The 17,173-nt window shown below is 36.9% G+C and carries 18 protein-coding genes and 2 pseudogenes; 8 read left to right on the top strand and 12 right to left on the bottom strand.

Going from position 1 to position 17,173, the window contains the following annotated elements:
* The first annotated feature begins 14 nt into the window (after window positions 1-14).
* Window positions 15-743: a potassium channel family protein gene (locus H5S39_RS04605; RefSeq protein ID WP_182595693.1), complete on the top strand. Its 729-nt coding sequence runs from the start codon at window positions 15-17 to the stop codon at window positions 741-743.
* A gap of 70 nt (window positions 744-813) precedes the next feature.
* Here H5S39_RS04605 and rihA read toward each other — a convergent pair whose 3' ends face one another.
* The 4 genes from rihA to H5S39_RS04585 all read right to left on the bottom strand — a co-directional run bounded on the left by rihA (window position 814) and on the right by H5S39_RS04585 (window position 6,244).
* Window positions 814-1,755, bottom strand: a complete 942-nt coding sequence (gene rihA, locus H5S39_RS04600; RefSeq protein ID WP_182595695.1) for a pyrimidine-specific ribonucleoside hydrolase RihA — start codon at window positions 1,753-1,755, stop codon at window positions 814-816.
* Window positions 1,756-1,957: 202 nt separating this feature from the next.
* Entirely contained in the window at window positions 1,958-2,095 is a 138-nt protein-coding gene (locus tag H5S39_RS04595) for a hypothetical protein (protein ID WP_182595696.1), read from the bottom strand.
* A gap of 165 nt (window positions 2,096-2,260) precedes the next feature.
* Window positions 2,261-4,531 carry a phospholipase D family protein gene (locus H5S39_RS04590; protein ID WP_182595698.1) on the bottom strand — a complete coding sequence of 757 codons (2,271 nt, stop codon included), beginning with the start codon at window positions 4,529-4,531 and terminating at the stop codon, window positions 2,261-2,263.
* A gap of 39 nt (window positions 4,532-4,570) precedes the next feature.
* Complete coding sequence (locus tag H5S39_RS04585) at window positions 4,571-6,244, bottom strand: coiled-coil domain-containing 22 family protein (RefSeq protein WP_182595700.1); 1,674 nt, start codon at window positions 6,242-6,244, stop codon at window positions 4,571-4,573.
* A 163-nt stretch (window positions 6,245-6,407) separates the two neighbouring features.
* On the opposite strand from H5S39_RS04585, the gene H5S39_RS04580 reads away from it, so the two are divergent.
* Complete coding sequence (locus H5S39_RS04580) at window positions 6,408-7,304, top strand: Rpn family recombination-promoting nuclease/putative transposase (protein ID WP_182595702.1); 897 nt, start codon at window positions 6,408-6,410, stop codon at window positions 7,302-7,304.
* Between the two features lie 416 nt (window positions 7,305-7,720).
* Window positions 7,721-7,975 carry a HigA family addiction module antitoxin gene (locus H5S39_RS04575; RefSeq protein WP_182595703.1) on the top strand — a complete coding sequence of 85 codons (255 nt, stop codon included), beginning with the start codon at window positions 7,721-7,723 and terminating at the stop codon, window positions 7,973-7,975.
* Here the strand turns inward: H5S39_RS04575 and H5S39_RS04570 are convergent.
* The 3 genes and pseudogenes from H5S39_RS04570 to H5S39_RS04560 form a co-directional block, all read right to left on the bottom strand.
* Window positions 7,959-8,609 carry a hypothetical protein gene (locus H5S39_RS04570; protein ID WP_182595705.1) on the bottom strand — a complete coding sequence of 217 codons (651 nt, stop codon included), beginning with the start codon at window positions 8,607-8,609 and terminating at the stop codon, window positions 7,959-7,961. The genes H5S39_RS04575 and H5S39_RS04570 overlap by 17 nt on opposite strands.
* A gap of 11 nt (window positions 8,610-8,620) precedes the next feature.
* A pseudogene (locus H5S39_RS04565) lies at window positions 8,621-8,806 on the bottom strand (type I restriction enzyme endonuclease domain-containing protein); the annotation flags it as partial.
* A gap of 4 nt (window positions 8,807-8,810) precedes the next feature.
* A pseudogene (locus H5S39_RS04560) lies at window positions 8,811-9,098 on the bottom strand (type I restriction-modification system subunit M N-terminal domain-containing protein); the annotation flags it as partial.
* A gap of 189 nt (window positions 9,099-9,287) precedes the next feature.
* Here H5S39_RS04560 and H5S39_RS04555 point away from each other — a divergent pair.
* A complete protein-coding gene (locus tag H5S39_RS04555; protein ID WP_182595707.1) occupies window positions 9,288-9,779 on the top strand; it encodes a DUF805 domain-containing protein in 492 nt (163 codons plus the stop codon).
* 36 nt (window positions 9,780-9,815) lie between these two features.
* On the opposite strand, the gene H5S39_RS04550 is transcribed toward H5S39_RS04555, so the two are convergent.
* From H5S39_RS04550 to H5S39_RS04540, 3 genes are all read right to left on the bottom strand, one after another.
* On the bottom strand, window positions 9,816-10,091 hold the full coding sequence (locus tag H5S39_RS04550; protein ID WP_182595709.1) for a hypothetical protein: 276 nt from the start codon (window positions 10,089-10,091) through the stop codon (window positions 9,816-9,818).
* A 119-nt stretch (window positions 10,092-10,210) separates the two neighbouring features.
* Window positions 10,211-10,756 (bottom strand): YagU family protein, encoded by a 546-nt coding sequence (locus tag H5S39_RS04545; protein WP_182595711.1) that lies wholly within the window; start codon window positions 10,754-10,756, stop codon window positions 10,211-10,213.
* Window positions 10,757-10,877: 121 nt separating this feature from the next.
* Window positions 10,878-11,771 carry an alpha/beta hydrolase gene (locus tag H5S39_RS04540; RefSeq protein WP_231832838.1) on the bottom strand — a complete coding sequence of 298 codons (894 nt, stop codon included), beginning with the start codon at window positions 11,769-11,771 and terminating at the stop codon, window positions 10,878-10,880.
* A 147-nt stretch (window positions 11,772-11,918) separates the two neighbouring features.
* Between H5S39_RS04540 and H5S39_RS04535 the strand changes: the two genes are divergently transcribed.
* Together H5S39_RS04535 and H5S39_RS04530 are read left to right on the top strand one after the other, a co-directional pair.
* A complete protein-coding gene (locus H5S39_RS04535) occupies window positions 11,919-12,149 on the top strand; it encodes a hypothetical protein (RefSeq protein ID WP_182595713.1) in 231 nt (76 codons plus the stop codon).
* A gap of 200 nt (window positions 12,150-12,349) precedes the next feature.
* The gene (locus H5S39_RS04530) at window positions 12,350-12,661 is read left to right on the top strand and encodes a hypothetical protein (RefSeq protein WP_182595715.1); all 312 of its coding nucleotides are present in this window, start codon (window positions 12,350-12,352) and stop codon (window positions 12,659-12,661) included.
* 113 nt (window positions 12,662-12,774) lie between these two features.
* Here H5S39_RS04530 and H5S39_RS04525 read toward each other — a convergent pair whose 3' ends face one another.
* Both H5S39_RS04525 and H5S39_RS04520 read right to left on the bottom strand, forming a co-directional pair.
* The gene (locus tag H5S39_RS04525; RefSeq protein WP_182595717.1) at window positions 12,775-13,512 is read right to left on the bottom strand and encodes a zinc ribbon domain-containing protein; all 738 of its coding nucleotides are present in this window, start codon (window positions 13,510-13,512) and stop codon (window positions 12,775-12,777) included.
* Between the two features lie 6 nt (window positions 13,513-13,518).
* On the bottom strand, window positions 13,519-14,061 hold the full coding sequence (locus H5S39_RS04520; protein WP_182595718.1) for a GNAT family N-acetyltransferase: 543 nt from the start codon (window positions 14,059-14,061) through the stop codon (window positions 13,519-13,521).
* A 213-nt stretch (window positions 14,062-14,274) separates the two neighbouring features.
* Between H5S39_RS04520 and H5S39_RS04515 the strand changes: the two genes are divergently transcribed.
* Together H5S39_RS04515 and H5S39_RS04510 are read left to right on the top strand one after the other, a co-directional pair.
* Complete coding sequence (locus H5S39_RS04515; RefSeq protein ID WP_182595719.1) at window positions 14,275-15,804, top strand: gluconokinase; 1,530 nt, start codon at window positions 14,275-14,277, stop codon at window positions 15,802-15,804.
* A 10-nt stretch (window positions 15,805-15,814) separates the two neighbouring features.
* Window positions 15,815-17,158: a gluconate:H+ symporter gene (locus tag H5S39_RS04510; protein ID WP_182595721.1), complete on the top strand. Its 1,344-nt coding sequence runs from the start codon at window positions 15,815-15,817 to the stop codon at window positions 17,156-17,158.
* Window positions 17,159-17,173: the final 15 nt, after the last annotated feature.

The following is a 17,173-nucleotide window of genomic DNA, read 5'->3' as shown; positions in this document are numbered from 1 at the left end:
TGAGGAGAAAAATTGTGCATAATAAGTTTACATATATCATCTATCAAATTATTATGGCCTTACTGGCAGTAGTATCAATCGTGATGCTTATTGCTTATTATGCCAACCGTATTAATATCGATGCCTATCCGTACGATATGATTGATAATGGTATTTGGCTTGTTTTTTTCGCTGATTATTTTATTCGGCTCATCCTAGCACCTAATAAGCGTGAATTTGTCCGTAATAATATTTTTGATCTCTTATCGATTATTCCTGCCAGCAGTCTTTTCTTCATTTTCCGAATTGCACAAGTTGGTCGGACATTCCGGCTGCTTAAGCTCATTCGTATTATGCGATTAGTCGGTTTTACTGGCCGATTAGGTGTTTTCTTTGAACGTAATGAACTACTTTACTACTCGTATATCAGCATTGCAGTTATTATAGTCGCTGCTGCCATGTTTTGTATTTCAGAAAAGGTATCATTTGAAACGGCTTTATGGTGGGCCATCACCACCGCAACCACAATTGGTTATGGTGACGTGATCCCCAAGACCGGAATCGGGCGTGCTGCCGCGATTGTGTTAATGCTATTAGGAATTGGATTCATTGGGATGTTAACAAGTACAATCAATGAATTCTTTGCGAAAAAAGATGAGCAAAAACTATCTGCTCAATTAGATCAAATCCAAACTGAAAATCGGCAATTAAAAGCAGAACTCGATGAAATCAAAACCTTAATTAAAAACAAAAAATTGCCATAATAAAAAATCTCAATTCAGTGAGCTTAGCGTTCATTGAGTTGAGATTTTTATTATTTTCCGCTTTAATCTATCAATCAGAGAAGCTCTTGATTGATTCCATAATTAGGTCAATAAACCTTTCGCGATCAATACCAAGTAAAACTTCAGTATTCTTTGGCTTATCGGTTAGCATATAATAATCACACACTGTTTCACCACGGGTAAGATCACCTTGAGTTTCAACATCAACGTTCATCTTATCAGTCTTAAACATCGTTGGATCGATTAACCAAGCAATTGTACATGGATCATGCAGTGGTGCACCTTTAAAGCCCCACTTCGGATTTTCATGATACTGCTCAAAGAAATTTAACAGCCCGTAGAAAGCTTTGCCAACAGGGTTATCAATTTCTCCAATTTTTACAATTTCATCTTTCATAATTTGTGCCTGATGAGTAACGTTTAACGGCGCCATGACTAGTGGAATACCGAAATTCATAACAATTTTTGCTGCTTCCGGATCGACAAAAATATTAAATTCAACGGATGGTCGCCAATTACCAAGACCCATTGCCCCACCCATAAAAACAATTTGCTCAATTTTTTCTTTAGCAAGGTCTGGATATACACGGAGAAAAAGAGCGGCATTAGTCATTGGTCCAGTCACAACTAAAGTAACCTTATCCTTACTTTTTCGCAGTACCTTTGCCATCAAATCAATAGCCGGAATGTCTTGAACAGCAAAATCTGGATCAGGCAAATCGGCACCATCAAGACCAGTCTTACCATGGACCTCTGGTGCCGTTTCTAATGGCTTTACCAACGGGGTTTGATTACCTTGGGCAACCGGAACATCCTCACGATGTAGCAATGTTAACATTCGCATTGCATTGTTTAATGTCTTATCAGGGGTCTGATTACCTGCTGACGTAGTAACAGCTAAAAGTTCAATTTTGGGTGAAGCGATTGCCATCGTTAGGGCTAAGGCATCATCATGGCCTGGATCACAATCAAGAATTATCTTTTTAGTCATTTATACTTTGAATCCTTTCCTTATTGATAATAAATATAACGCTTACATTAATTATAGCTTTATCATAACAAAAAAGAACTATTATCGTAAAACTTTTAACTGTTAGTCAGTTAAAAAACTTTCGTCAAGTATAGCTACTATCTCCAAAAATAACTGCATAATAAAAGGGACCGCTTTATTGTGATCCCTTTGCAAAATTAAATTACTTTGATGATGCTTTAACAAATGAGCAAATTGGCCAAACAATTGCTCCAGTAACCAAAGTGGCTAAAAGCAATTTTCTCTTTTTCGAGTGTTTCTTACATTGTGTAGTTGTAGCAGTAATTTTATTTTTCTTCATAAAATCGGCTCCTTTTTTACTAAAAACCTGTGACTACCTACACTTCTATTCTATCCCCATTTTGCCTTTACGTAAAAATATATGGGCCAAGCAATTAATATAATGATAAATGCCCAAACAATTAATTTCTTAAAGAGATTAAGCTTATGTGGTCTCTTCATCCAATCAACCTCTATTCTTAAACCAGCCAAATAAATGATGACGCTTATTCTTTTCCTTTGTAGCTTCAGTTAATTGGGTTATTGCCTCGGTTAACTTAACTTGATTATCAATATCACGAGCATTCTTTGCATCTGCGCTACCATTATATCGCTGCTCAAGTGTGTCACTATTTAACCACTGATCAAAATTCTGCACATCAACGATAAAACCGGTACTTGTATGTTGATAGCTAATACGGTATTTTCGGGGTAAATATTGAAAATAACGGTCCATCATCATTGATCCGTTATTACGGGCAGTATTATCAGAAACTTTATTGAAAAGCTGCTTGTTAATTTGTGCCTTCAATCTTCCATCTTGTTTAATAAACGTCAAATCGCTACCAATCTTAGCCTGGTTAATCAACATCGTCCAGTCATTTCTCCCCACAAATAAAGAATAGTCATAATTTTCCGCAAAATAGCCTTTAACTTGATCAAACATATCAAACTGTTCCATTGCTTGTCGTAAAACATATTTAATTGGATAAAGAAAATCTTTTTCAATTAACTGCTCGGTAGTCGGCGATACATCGTCAAAGAATTTTGCTAATTCGACCTGACAATAGCGATAAAGCTTATCATTAGCACGGCTCAATAAATTATTTAACTTATCCTCTCTCTCATTAGCATCGCCAGAAAATGTCGATTCAAAGCTCAAATACCATAATCGGCGCATAATCTCCGGCTTTAGTGAAAATTGTGACTTACTATCCCCTTCTAACCGATTCATTGTAAAAATAAACGATGGGATTGGCTGGGTGAGACTCCGATTATTAGTAATTTCTTTAATAAAACGGTCAAAGTACGGTCTCGTTGTTAAATCCGGACTAATATCATCAATCATCATTGGGTTAACCGGACCATTACTATACATGTAATCTGACAAGACAGTAGTAATCGTCATATTAATATTTGACTTACCAAGCGCATAATTTTTTGAATCAAAGACACCCCCATCAAGGAAATTGCCACTACCAGTTAACTTGGCGGCAAGCCGCTTGCCAAGAGTTGACTTTCCTGTTCGTCCTTGTCCTATTAAGGCGACTCCAAGCGGAACATCTTCACGTGATTTACTTGTATTTGACGCTTCATACATATTTCGAATCTTCCATAACCACGGTGCTTCAAACAAGAAACACATGAAATCGCACGCCTGCCATCCTTCACCCACTTCTTTATAATTGTCATATTCATGAGCAATATCGCTAAAAAGCTGTAATTCTTTTTGTAAACGTTCATCAGCTAAATCCGATTTCAGAACTTGCGATTTAACATTATTACCTACCCGTGGCGATTCAAAAAGCTGACCATTGTTATAGAACAATACAGGTTTAGGATATAAGTCTTCTTCACGGTTGATTTTACCCTCAACAGAATTAGTTCGTGAAGTGTGCTCTATTACCTGGGTTAAGCTATACAATTCCTTACCAATATTTTCAAGGTTTCGCTTTTTATGTCCAGCATCACCAAATAATTTAACTGTCTGTGCAACACTTAACTTCTCCTTTGCGGATAACTGTTTCATTTCTTCATCAGAACTATTATGGTCTTTAAACTGCTTTACTTCTGCCGGCGCAAGTACCACTGTATCGCCATCGGCATCTTCCTTACTTGTAATCATATCAACAGAATTGGTGTAGACGTTTATTTGTAACTGCTCTTCATTTTTAGCCTTAATAAAACCTGCCATTTGCTTTGCATCAAGGAAAGTAGCAGCTTGCTTATAATTATCCTCAAACAATTGTAAATGACATTGATATAATTTGTCCGTTTGCTTACCATAATCGCAGTCAAGCTGCTCTAAATTCCGATTAACTGCCGCCTCTGTTAAATTCATTGATCCGGCAAATGATAAGTAATCTTTATCATTAGTAAGTAAATACATTTTAGTATGAATAAGATTCTTTTTAGTAAAATATAGCTTTAAACTACCATCTAAAATTCGCTTAGTAAATTCACTATCGCGGTGTTGGTACCCATACTTAACAAATTCATTGCGGTCTGTTAACTGGGCCAACCGCTGACCAATCGAGTTTGTCCCATTATCGCTCAGGCCCAAAATCAACGTCACCTTTTCATAACGTGACAGTAGATTTTCCTCAATGAACTTAATCGAAGAGACAAATGATACACCCTTAAATTCTGTCGGCTTTTCAATGTGCGACTGAGCAAATTGCCAAAAGTCCGCATTCGACACTAATTCCTGCTTTGTGTAATCTAAGATATCTAACATTTTAATTCCGCCCCCTTTTCATACAATTTAACCTATTGATTATAGCATATCCCTATTCATATACAGGTAGTTTAACCGACGAACTCCTTCGTTAGCATTAGCACGGTAAAAATATTCGACCTTTTGCCCTAATTCTTGGTGATGTTTCAAATAGTCGGTTAACGCATGCGGCACCGAACCTAATAAAATAAACACATAATCTGCTGCTTGCATTTTGGTAAATATTAATTCCAATGAATCCTCATATGCATCCATCACCGACAAGTTCACATATTTACGTAACTGGATAACCATTGGATTAACCTTCTTATTACCCACTAAAAGAACATTCTTTGAGTACAGCCAGGCTATCTTATCGGGGTTAATAATTTCCACTTTATCTGCTGACACAATTTTCACTGACTTTGGTGATACATATTTCATTACCCGAATTTGTGTAGTTATCTTTGTGTTAGTTAATGATACTATTTCCCCCATTATGACTCTAGGCTGTGACCGTTCTTTTGGGGAACTTGCTGCCGGCTTATCACTTAACAACTTACTTAGTTTAACTGTCCCAGTCGTTGGAACTAGCTTATTAGGCTGAAAGGCACCATTATCAGTTAAATACTGGAATAATTGATTTACCCACGGCATCGTATTTACCAAATAATAATGATCCTTATCTACCCGTTGGACCTTAATTGCCGTCCCATCTTTTAAATCGATTATTTTTTGCGTGGAAATACCGTCCATCCGGATGCTTTGAAGATGATTACCATCCTTGTCACCAATATAAGATTTCAAGTCACGCTGGTAGTAGTATCCATAAATAAATGGCGAATCCTTCTTGATCGTTATCTTACTAAACGTTGCCATAACCTGTTTTATCAATGGTGCTAGCTGTCCATACTGTTGAACAGTTTGCGCACTTAGCTGGTCAAACATAATGTGAAAAGCATTATCTAATTTTGTACCATTTACATAACGGTTACGTAGTCGTTCATTCTCAATTTGCGCATCCTGCAATGCTTGGTGAAGTTTACGTTTATCTGCCCTTGCCTTATCTGCCTGATGCTGATACGCCGCTTGTAACTTTACTAATTGCTTATTTGCTAGATCAAGTTGACGATGCACATGATTATACTGACGTGCACGATCTTTTAATGATGCCGCCTTACTCCAAGCTAATTGAAGAATTTTAAACATTATTATTTGGCTGCTCATCATTTGTTGGTACTGATCTTGCAGCTGGTATTGGACTGTTTTACCATTAAATGGATCAATATCAAGGTCTTCAAATAGTCTTAACCAACTAGCAATCTCGATATATTCGCCCATTAATTTAGTTGCCGCTTTATCATTTTGAATCTGCTGGTCATCAAGTTTTTGCTGGTTATCATGTATCTGTTGACGTAAATTACGGTTATCGTGCTTTAGTTTGCGAATTTGTTTAGTTGCCTGCTGCTTTATTTTTGCTTTCTCTGCCGAGAGTTTTTGTTGCTGTTGGTGCATTTTTCTAACTTGTTGACGCAACTTTTGAATTTCGTTATTATCCTGCTTTTTCTTTGATGTGGCTGGTTTGGAAGATAAGTGCTTTGCCTGTTGCTGATACTTCTGTATTAATTCTTGCTTATGCGACTTTGAATTTTTTGCGTGCTCTGATAACTCTTTCTTTGCTTTGTTAAGCATCGCCTTATTAGCAAAGACGTTCATTCGGATTCCCCGCGACATATTATCCTCCCATTATTTATTGCGCGCTATTGGTACCAAATTTATTATATCAAACATTTGTTCGAATGGGTAGATTGGAATTTAAAAAATGCAAAAGAAGATTTTTTACGTATATATAATTAGAGGAGAAATCCAAAAATATATTTTTAAGGAGAACTACATTATGTCCTACCACATCCGTCCTAAATGGGAAGATGCAGACCTTACTGATGACTATATTTTTAACCGCGTCATGACTGATCATGATATCTGTTTAGAAGTGTTGCGGCGGATCTTACCGCACCTTCATATTGAAGAAATTGAATTTCCTAATGCTCAGCAGGAAATTACGATTGCTCCAGATGCTCACGCTGTTCGTTTTGACATCTATACTACCGATATAAATGGCAATCACTATGATATTGAAATGCAGGTTGTCGACGAGCATAATATTGCAAAACGCATTCGCTACTACCAAACCGCAAGTACAATTGAATCATATGAAAAAGGCAGGACTTACGATCATGTTGACGATTCATACGTTATTTTCTTTTATAATTTTGACCCGTTTGGACTGGGATTACAACGTTATACCCTTCATAAGCATATTGACAATATTCCAGAAAAGATTATTGATGACGGACAAACCGATATTTTGTTTAATATTACTTCAATAAAACATAATGTTGATCAAAAAATGCAAACATTCCTTGACATAATCGCCAAACGGGATGTTGATGAGCACGATGAGTTTGTCGTAAAATTAAAGAAAAGGTTGGAACACATCAAGCACAATCGAAAATGGAGGGCAGAATATATGCGACTCTCAATATATGAAATGGATCAACAACGCCGTTTAGAAGAAGCAACTATTAAAGGTCATAAAGAAGGACTTCAACAAGGAATAGAAGAAGGCATCGAACAAGGTGTCAAACAAGAAAATGCATTAGGAATCAAACGACTCATCAGTTCATTACGCGATTTAAATATTGCCCAAGATACCATTATGAAAGAGTTAAAAAAGCAATATGCGTTAACTGATGAACAAGCAGCAAAGTATCTAATAGATGCAAAGGAATAATCTTTTAATAGCAAAACAGGCTTATAGTTCACGATTTTACTGTGACTATAAACCTGTTTCTTAATAAGTTTTTGCTTCTATTTCTAACTAAAAAAGAACCACTCGCAAGTGATCCCTTTTAATTCTATTTCTTCATTAATTTACACATCAGTACTAACGGCCAAATTAACGCTCCAGCCACTAAAGCAACGAGAACGATCTTTTGATTTTTGGATAAATTACAACATGGACACTTCATATTAATCGCCCCTTTTATTTTAGTTACTTTAATTATAACGCTTTCAAGATAACTACTAAAGGAATGATTTGATCTTTGTCACTAATATTTTTATTAGCCTCTAATATCTCCATCATAATCCTATCCTTACCACCCAATATGCTAAACTATTACTAATAACATGCAAGGAGGCTTAAACATGAGGAAGATACCTACTACAAAAATCGGTGAAGTCTTAACAGATGAATTTATGAAGCCACTCGGAATTTCAGAGGATTCCCTTGCTACAAAATTAAATATTCCTACCGACAAAGTAAAAAGTATTTTACAAGACAACCTTGTAATTACTCCTGATTTATCAGCTCGCCTTGGAAGACTATTCGGCGTTTCAAGAAACTATTTCTTAAAATTACAAGAGGATATTATTAGACGGAAAACTACTGATCAGTTGTAACGGTATAGCGATCAGGATCAGTATATGTTGATCCATTATATTCTATCCCATTTGGATTACCTTGATACGTTTTCTGAACATATACAGTCTTTCCATTATATGTGAAAGAACCATCATTATTATCCTGGACATTGTTATAAAAGTCATGAATACTCTCCGTACTCCAGTCGCCAGTAACAATCCCAGCTTGTCGTGCCATGCGATATTCTGCATCCATTCCCTCAGAAACTTCTCCATGATTCACGCGCCCTTTATTTTTATCACTCTCACTAGCTAATGTTGAGCTATCATCATTACTTATATTTTCTTCTGCTTCCTGATTTGTTTTACTTTCCATCGTATCACTAACTACCCTAGAATCATCATTCTCTTTAAAGGAGGATTGATGATTTCTTTTCTTAGAGGCACTCATTGACATATTGCTATGACTACTTGCTACGTTCTTTGTGCTTGAATTGTTGTGCTGACTAAATAAAATAACAACACTTACTAAAAGTGCAAGAATTACAATTCCTAAAGCACCATTAATTATTCGATCAATTTGTGACATATTTGTCCACTTTAATCTAAGAACACTAAAAAATCGTCTATCTCTGCGAGTATCGCCATGCTTACCGCGATAATCTCCCCTCATTGCAATCCTCCTTAGTTTTCTTGTGAGGCCATTTGCTCTGCTTGTTTAACGACAGTCTTAATAGCCTCGGGTGCGATGTCAGGTGGATAACCATACTTGCGTAAAAGGTGCTTAACTGCAACCCGCATTTTGGCTTGAACATTGCTTTTTCTTTCCCAATCAACACCAGCTTGTTCTTTAACAGTCTTCACTAACTCAGCTTTCAATGGCAGTCATTGCATCATCAATAACCTCACCAATTACGGAATTTTAGCTACATGTTCAATTCTTGACCACCGCGATTCTTGCGGAACCCATAAAATATTTTCTCCATGGTACTCATCTGGATCTTCAGGAAATTCTGATTTTAAAAATTTTTCTATATTCCTCAAATGAGTCAAACGCATATTTAAGAAAGATCAATCCTAATACAACGTTTCGGTATTCAGATGCATCCGCGACTTTCCATAGTTTATCTTCAATTTTTAATTCTTTTGATTTGGTTGCCAATATTAAAACTCCTTATATACTTTCAATAATTTTTGCAAGTAATCTTACTTACTAAAGAACTATTTATTATAAGAAAAAATATCCCCCACGCGCAATGTAGGTAAAACTCTTTTATATCAACAGCCAATTTTTTCTCTCCTCCAATAATGCTATAATCTACCTTGAACTACTTTTGAGGAGGAGATTATTTTGTTCAAAGCTTATAAATACTACTGGCAAAACGCCTTTAAGTACCGCTCAACCTCGTCACGGGCGGACTTTTGGTGGCCAGTATTAGTTAATGTAATTATTTATCTTATTCTGTACTTATTGTTAGCCATTGTTGGTTATGCATCAGTTACTTCAATTATGAATGGCTACGCTAATGGTGCTTGGCTAGTAATGTTTCTTCTTTTCGTTATGGGAGTATTTACGATTGCAAACATTTTCCCTGGGATTGCGATTAGCATCCGTCGTTTTCGGGATATTGGTTTGAGCGGTTGGGCTGTGTTAGTCTTTTGGCTACTCTCAATCATTTTCAGTAGTGAGGAAAGCGGTCTTATGAATTCATTATTAGCAGTTGTCGAAATTATCCAACTGGTCCTCTACTGCCTACCATCTGGTTACTTAAGCAAGCGTGGTTGGTGGAGTCCTAATTACGATAATGATATTCAAGTTCCATCATTACGGAATGAAAACTAAAAATAACCGTGAGGCATTCAGCTTCACGGCTTTTTATTAATCTTTGTAAATATCTTGTACTTCACCAGTTAGTGTAATCTTATCAAGCCCATTATTGAGAAGATATTCATCATCACTAACCTTCTTTTGGCGGTAGCCTGCACGTGAAAATGCTTCAACCAACCGACTCATAAATTTTTGACCACCTGCTTGGGTTTCATAAATCATGTGATCGATATATTGTGGCATATCAGCGCTTTCGCGAATCAAAGTAACCAGGTAAACCTGTGCGTCTGTCTTGCTAATCTCGGAAGTATTACGCATTAATGACATTATCAGTTCCTCCTATCATGGTATATTCTCTCTCCACTTATTATTATATTTAATGTGAACAAATAGTCAAAGTAAAAAATCAAGCAACTACTTATCAAACGCAGCTACTTGATTTCATTTTATAAGTATTTATTTGTCAGGGTCTTTACGTGTTGAGTGCCGATCAAGAAGTAAGCAACCGCCACAATTGACCAGGACCAGACGATATGACCAAAGAACTCGGAAAAATGTTCATCAAATGGCATATTCCATGGTGCCGGCGTCGTTCCACAAATTGGCATGATAATAAGGTGCCATAATACCCAAATCAGGATCCCGTAAAGCACACCATGCCACATGGCAATCCACTTAGTCTTATTAAATTGAGCCATGTAAATTAATAACCATGCAAAGAAAATTGAAAAACTAAAATGCAAAATAAGTGCAACCCAGAAAACCTTTTGATCCGTGGAATAGTATACATAAGCATGCGTAAGGCGTGGTGAAGCTCCTAATTGTTGAAGCATCTGTTGTGGCGGGTTAGTCGCATCCCGTGCCAGTGTCCGTGGTGGCAAAATCTTTTCCCACCCAATTTTTACCATTCCAGAGATCATTCCGGCAATAATACCATACCAGACACTCTTCCAAAAAACACGCCATTGTGAGACGCTTGTACTTGTATCCATTTCTCTTTCTCCTCTCGTGAATTATATCACGTAGTTAATAATACTACTTACTTTTTTACTGTCAAGAATTAATTCTATAAAAAAAGCTGCCATTATTCTGACAGCCCTTTATCATCTTAACTTAGTAAAGATGTTTATTTACCCACTTTAGAATTTCTTCATAAATTTCCCACTTACGACTAGTCTCATTAAGAATTTCATGCATCAAGAATGGATAGACATGCAACTCTTTATCTGCTGAACTAATTTTAGTATATGCCTTCAGTGAATCGGTGTAGTTAATCAACCCATCTTCCAACCCCTGAAGGTACAAAATCGGATCAACAATATCTTTCAGGTGGTCACGTAAATATAATGCCCCTTGCCAGATCCCGTTATTCATAATCCCCACAGTTAAAGTATGAAGAACCTGGTCATTGACCTTATACTTATCCACAACCCGCTGATCACAATCAAGACCACCATTAATCTGGTTAGGAAATTCTGTATTCTCATCGCCATCCATCGGAACGGTTAAACTACTTGGCCCTTCTGCTAAGGATACTGGATCCGTTACAACTAATCCGTCAACAGTATTAGGATATTTTGCAGCATATAATAGGACTGTTTCTCCACCCATACTGTGACCAATAACAAACGTAGGCAAATTAGCATACTGATTTTTTACTCGCTCAACAACTATCTTCAGATTTTCTGAAAGATCATCTGGGGATTTCAGGAAGCCGCGTTTACCTCCCGTTTTTCCATGTCCTAACTGATCATAACGAAAAACATTACAATCATGCTTAACTAAGTAACTAGCAATCGGATCAAAACGCCCAGCATATTCTGCTAGACCATGCACAATAACTACATTAGCCTGTGGCGTTAATGCTAAATTAGTAACAGTATGTAACTGTACACTAGGAGTATTTGAAGCAACCATCTCGTCCTTTTGATCACCATAGAAACTCATCGTAGAAACCTTCTTTACATAAAATTGTACCAAATCTAAAAGCGGTTTCTTGATATGCATTATAGATTGTGCTCACATACTTAACAAATACAAAATTATCCAATCGTCTATTTTCTATACTAGTTTTTTACTTTATCCTTTTCAAAAATTCATTTAAAATTATTTTTGGCACTCCTCTATACCTTTTGCTAATTTAGTGTTACTATAATGGCGAAAGGAAGCATAATCATGGAAATTAATGCAGATGCTCTTAAAAACTTCCAAAACTCGAAGTTTGATTTTGTAGATGCTAATGGTAATGATGTTGACTTTGATAATTTGGACGACAGCGTAAAGTATACACTTCGCGATGGCGAGACAGTTGTTGAAGATGATATGCATGCTAAGGACGTTGTTGACACCATTAATAATGAATATGGTAAGACAATGAATGTCTAATAGCGATGGAATACTAATTATTTCACCTACTATTCCTTGAATATGTGGAAATTCTGAAAAGAAGCTCCAGGGTTCGGCTTGGCCGGGCACTGGAGCTTCTTTGTATACTGCACTTTATGTCTAGCTTTCTTTTTTCATTGCCCCAGTATCAGAAAAGTCCTAAAATTAGAAATGAAATCAACATTGAGGGTGATTTAACTATGATGAATATTTTTTTGATTGTGTTAACTGCAATCTTTATTATTGAAAGTATTTTTGAAGTTCGCTATTTTTACCAAATCCGGACAATCTTCACTCGTTCTGGTCGGGCAGTGCCAACTAAACGCGTCCAACGAATAATTACTATTGAAACACAATGGTCTTGGATCTCGTGGATTTTCCTACTTCTCTTATTTGTCTTACCAGATATGTACACTGCAGTCCTTATCTGTATCATCACACTAATCGAAACTTGGGTCGTTTATGAACTATATAACGCTCGTGATTATGCCCAGCAAATTAATAAAAAATAAAGTTTAAATAAGCAAAATTCCTCAAATTGGCTAAAAAGCTGATTTGGGGAATTTTATTTCAACACAATCAACACAAAGCCTATTGAGATGAGAGCGAGTTAATTCCCGCTCTCTTATTTTTCAATCACAACTTTTTCACCAAGGGCTTTAACATTATTGGCATAGTGATGATTATTTAAATAACTAATAATTTCCGACCGTGAAATAGTCACCGTTGGCTCATAAGTATCTGCATTACTCCGCGGTGAGAGGTAGTAAATATTAATATTATCATTCTTATCAATTGTATAAATGAAACTTGTATTATCGTTACTAGTAACACCATGATAATTAAATACTTCGTAAGCCATCCCCTGACCTCTATCAGTTAGCTTACTTAATAATTCTTCATCAGTCGACAATCGAACGGTAATTCCCTTATTCGTATCTAGGCCAAAAAAGTCGCCCCAAGTGGCATCACTATTCTTAACCGCATAATAAGTTATTGCTGCCGCGCTAACCCGTGGCCCAATATTAGCAGGTAGTATATTTGTCTGGTTACCCGCTTCTGTTGTACTTTGTTCGCTGTCATCTTCTGTTGTTGAACTCATACTGCTATTTACAGCTGAACTTGTTGTTGCCAGTTCATGACTCTTATAATGGTTGCCCCGTTGACTAGTAATCAGGACAATTACAAGGCTCAAAACACCTAGCAAAAGAATAAGTAATGCTATTTTGTTTTGGCGGTTCCTAGACCGTTTCTTTACTGACCGCCGTTGCATTAATTCTCGAAAGTCATAGCCACAATTTGAACAAAACTTAGCATTTTGCGGTTGTTGTTTTCCACAATTGGGACAGTACTTTTTATTCATTGTTAATTATCCTTTCGACGTTACACGAACCCTTGTTAGTAATTCATAAACATATGAAAGTTCAGTAGGTCGGAATGCGCCATGTAGCGTCCCCAACTTAGTAAAACCGTTCTTTGCAATTACCCGCTGCATTACTAAATTATTTTCATTTGTACTTAAGCGAATAGATTTAATTTCTGGTCGTGCTGTTTCCAGATAATCAATCACACTTATAAATAATTTTGACGCATATCCTTTGCCAGCGTGCTTTGAATGGATTGCTACCCGGTGAATTACAACGTAGTCCTCAGTATCAATTAGCCATTTTCCATCTAGCTTATCATAAAAGTGATCCGGCGCATTAACGATTGCTAGTGTTCCAACGGTTTGGTCATCATCTGCTTGAACTAAGTAGGCATAACCGTTCACAATATCTTCCTTAACATGCTCGACATTCGGATAGTCCCCCTGCCATTGATCAACACCGCGCTCCGCCAATTGATTGCGACCGTCACGTAAAATATCAACAACTATATCCAAATCTGCCATTGTTGCCTTACGAATCTTCATTGTAATTCCCTCCCTAACGATTATTACGAAAAATTTTAAGCAATTAATAGTATCATAATTAACACATTTGGTGCAATGTCTTTTTTATCTATTTTTAGGAAAACGATACCATTATTTTATTTCAGTCATTGACATCGCTTACATATAATATTATATTATGTGGTGTAACGATAAACTAAAGCGTTTTCAAAAATAACAAGGGAGAAATAAGCTATGAACTATTATATTGGTGTCGATGTCGGCACAACCTCAACAAAGGCTGTTTTATATGATGAAAAAGCAACAGTTTTAAAACAATTTAGTAAAGGATATTCTCTATATCGCGATGTTTCGGGAATGGCTGAACAAGATCCCAAGGCAATTATTACTGCCGTTGAAGAAGTTATCCGTCAAGCCGCAAACAGTACCGATTTAACCACTGGACAAGTATTAGCCGTATCATTTTCAAGTGCTAATCAGAGCGTGATTATGCTTGACAAAGATTTTCAACCTCTCTCCCGTGTAATTACATGGGCAGATACCCGCGCCCAAGAAGTAGCAAATGAGCTTAAAAATTCGCCAACCGGTCAACATATTTATGCTAAAACTGGTACACCTATTCATCCAATGTCACCATTGACTAAGATAATGTGGTTAAACAAAACTCACCCAGAAAGCATTGCTCAGACGGCATATTTTGCAGATATTAAATCTTATCTGTTCTACCATTTCTTTAATACTTTCAAAGTTGACATATCTATCGCCTCATGTACTGGAATGATGAATGTCAATACATGTGATTGGGACGAGGAAGCTTTATCCTTAGCAAAAGTTTCTCGTAGTCAGCTTCCTGAAATTGTTAATGGAACTACTCAAGAAATTGGTCTTGTTCCCTCAGTACAAAAGAAGATTGGGCTACCTGTAAATACACCATTTGTCTATGGAGCTTTTGATGGAGCCCTTTCAAATCTAGGCGTTGGTGCAATTAAACAAAACACGGTTGCTATTACTATCGGCACATCTGCTGGTGTTCGTGTTGTTACCGATCATCCTGTTATTGACCCTCAACAACGCCTATTCTGCTACGCGGTTGATAAGGGATTATGGGTTGTCGGCGGACCACTTAATAATGGTGGTGACGTTTATCAGTGGGCAGTCGAACATCTTGTTGATGCTAGCGCAGTTAAAAATGAAAATGTTGATGCATTCACTCTAGCTAACCATGTTATTGAAGGAGTTCCAGCAGGCGCTCACGGTTTATTATTCCACCCATTTCTTGGCGGTGAACGAGCACCATTGTGGAATGCTAATGCACGGGGAAGTTTCTTTGGCTTATCACAAATTCATACCCGGGCAGACATGCTTCGATCAGTGATGGAAGGAATTTGTATGAATATTGCTACTGTTTTTCAAGCAGTTCGAGACCTTGTTGGAGAACCCGCTAGTGTTACCGCAACTGGTGGCTTTGCTCGTGCTGAAGTTTGGCGACAAATGCTTGCTGACGTTCTAAATTGTCCTGTCAACATTCCTAATTCATTTGAATCAGGTTGTCTTGGCGCAATCACAATGGCGATGAAGAGTCTTGGATTAATTGATAATTATGAGATCATTACTAAATTTATTGGTTCTGTTAGCTCTTATCAGCCTCATCAGCAAAATGTAAAAATCTATCAAAATTATCTTCCTCTTTTCCAACAAGTAGAAGGTCTTCTTACACCTGCTTACTCCACCATTGCAAAACTACAACAACAATCTATTCACTAGGAGGTTCATTATGCCATTACTTATTGTTTTAATCGGTGTTATTCTTTTAATCTTTATGATTGTTAAACTAAAGCTAAATACTTTTGTTGCATTAGTTATTACATCATTTATTGTTGCCTTAATGCTTGGATTACCCTTTACTAAAATTCCGGTAACTATTGAAAACGGAATTGGTGGTCAGCTCGGTCACTTGGCGATCATTTTCGGCTTTGGATCAATGCTTGGCAAATTAGTATCAGATGCTGGTGGTGGTTATCGGATTGCTACTACCTTAATTGACAAATTTGGTCGTCGTTGGATTCAAGTAGCGGTTATTCTTGCCTCGTTTATTATTGGGCTTGCCCTTTTCTTTGAAGTGGGATTGGTCGTAGTCCTTCCTATTATCTTTATTATCGCCCGTGAACTTGATATGCCATTAATGTATCTTGGAATTCCAATGGCCGCAACCTTAAATGTTACCCATGCATTTCTACCACCACACCCAGCACCAACTGCTATTTCCGATATTCTTGGTGCAAATCTTGGTCATGTTCTCTTACTAGGAATTATTGCTGCAATTCCTACCATTATTATTGCTGGTCCATTATTTAATTGGTTCCTTCACAAAGTATATCCAAAGGTTTATCGTAAAGATATCGATATTTCTGTTTTAGGCGAATACAAAGAATTTGACATTGATGAAACTCCTAAATTTGGTATTTCCGTCTTAACTGCAATGATGCCCGTAATCTTAATCGCTTTTGCGACAATTTGTTCATTTATCTTTCCAAAGAATAACCCTATTAATGAATTCATCCAATTTATTGGTGCTCCAGACCTTGCAATGCTTCTTTCGTTAATCTTTGCCATCTTTACAATGGGTCTCTGGCGAAATAAAAAGATGAACGAAATTTCTAATTCGATGGTTGAATCAATTAAGCAAATCTCAGTAATGCTCTTAATCATCGGTGGTGGTGGTGCCTTTAAGCAAGTTCTCGTTGACGGTGGTATTTCAAAGTACATTTCAACTCTTTTTGCCCAAACCAATATTTCACCAATTCTTGCTGCTTGGCTAATTACTGCCATTCTACGGGTATCTCTTGGCTCTTCAACCGTAGCTGCAATGACTGCTGCCGGTCTTGTTGCACCAATGGCTCACCAATTCGGCTCAAATTCTGCAATGGCTGCTTTAATGGTTCTTGCAGTCGGTGCCGGTTCAGTTTTCTGTGATCATGTTAATGATGCTGGTTTTTGGATGATTAAAGAATATTTTGGTCTATCACTTAAGGAAACCTTATTATCATGGTCAACATTAACTTCAGTATTAGCACTCGCAGGACTTGGTGCAGTATATACTATTTCTCTTTTTGTTTAATCTTTATTTGGCGTC

Origin of the sequence: Limosilactobacillus rudii, assembly GCF_014145455.1 — a bacterium.
Lineage (GTDB): Bacteria > Bacillota > Bacilli > Lactobacillales > Lactobacillaceae > Limosilactobacillus > Limosilactobacillus rudii.
Note: the sequence above shows the minus strand (reverse complement) of the source record. Positions and strands in the feature narration are given on the sequence as shown.

Bases quoted from the DNA above. Each gene is read 5' to 3' on its own strand.
- H5S39_RS04515 (WP_182595719.1), top strand. From the start codon at position 14,275: ATGAACTATTATATTGGTGTCGATGTCGGCACAACCTCAACAAAGGCT.
- H5S39_RS04570 (WP_182595705.1), bottom strand. From the start codon at position 8,609: ATGAGGGGAGATTATCGCGGTAAGCATGGCGATACTCGCAGAGATAGA.
- H5S39_RS04550 (WP_182595709.1), bottom strand. From the start codon at position 10,091: ATGTCATTAATGCGTAATACTTCCGAGATTAGCAAGACAGACGCACAG.
- H5S39_RS04580 (WP_182595702.1), top strand. From the start codon at position 6,408: ATGTCCTACCACATCCGTCCTAAATGGGAAGATGCAGACCTTACTGAT.
- H5S39_RS04520 (WP_182595718.1), bottom strand. From the start codon at position 14,061: ATGAAGATTCGTAAGGCAACAATGGCAGATTTGGATATAGTTGTTGAT.
- H5S39_RS04595 (WP_182595696.1), bottom strand. From the start codon at position 2,095: ATGAAGAAAAATAAAATTACTGCTACAACTACACAATGTAAGAAACAC.
- H5S39_RS04585 (WP_182595700.1), bottom strand. From the start codon at position 6,244: ATGTCGCGGGGAATCCGAATGAACGTCTTTGCTAATAAGGCGATGCTT.
- H5S39_RS04575 (WP_182595703.1), top strand. From the start codon at position 7,721: ATGAGGAAGATACCTACTACAAAAATCGGTGAAGTCTTAACAGATGAA.
- H5S39_RS04545 (WP_182595711.1), bottom strand. From the start codon at position 10,756: ATGGATACAAGTACAAGCGTCTCACAATGGCGTGTTTTTTGGAAGAGT.
- rihA (WP_182595695.1), bottom strand. From the start codon at position 1,755: ATGACTAAAAAGATAATTCTTGATTGTGATCCAGGCCATGATGATGCC.
- H5S39_RS04530 (WP_182595715.1), top strand. From the start codon at position 12,350: ATGATGAATATTTTTTTGATTGTGTTAACTGCAATCTTTATTATTGAA.
- H5S39_RS04525 (WP_182595717.1), bottom strand. From the start codon at position 13,512: ATGAATAAAAAGTACTGTCCCAATTGTGGAAAACAACAACCGCAAAAT.
- H5S39_RS04535 (WP_182595713.1), top strand. From the start codon at position 11,919: ATGGCGAAAGGAAGCATAATCATGGAAATTAATGCAGATGCTCTTAAA.
- H5S39_RS04590 (WP_182595698.1), bottom strand. From the start codon at position 4,531: ATGTTAGATATCTTAGATTACACAAAGCAGGAATTAGTGTCGAATGCG.
- H5S39_RS04510 (WP_182595721.1), top strand. From the start codon at position 15,815: ATGCCATTACTTATTGTTTTAATCGGTGTTATTCTTTTAATCTTTATG.
- H5S39_RS04540 (WP_231832838.1), bottom strand. From the start codon at position 11,771: ATGCATATCAAGAAACCGCTTTTAGATTTGGTACAATTTTATGTAAAG.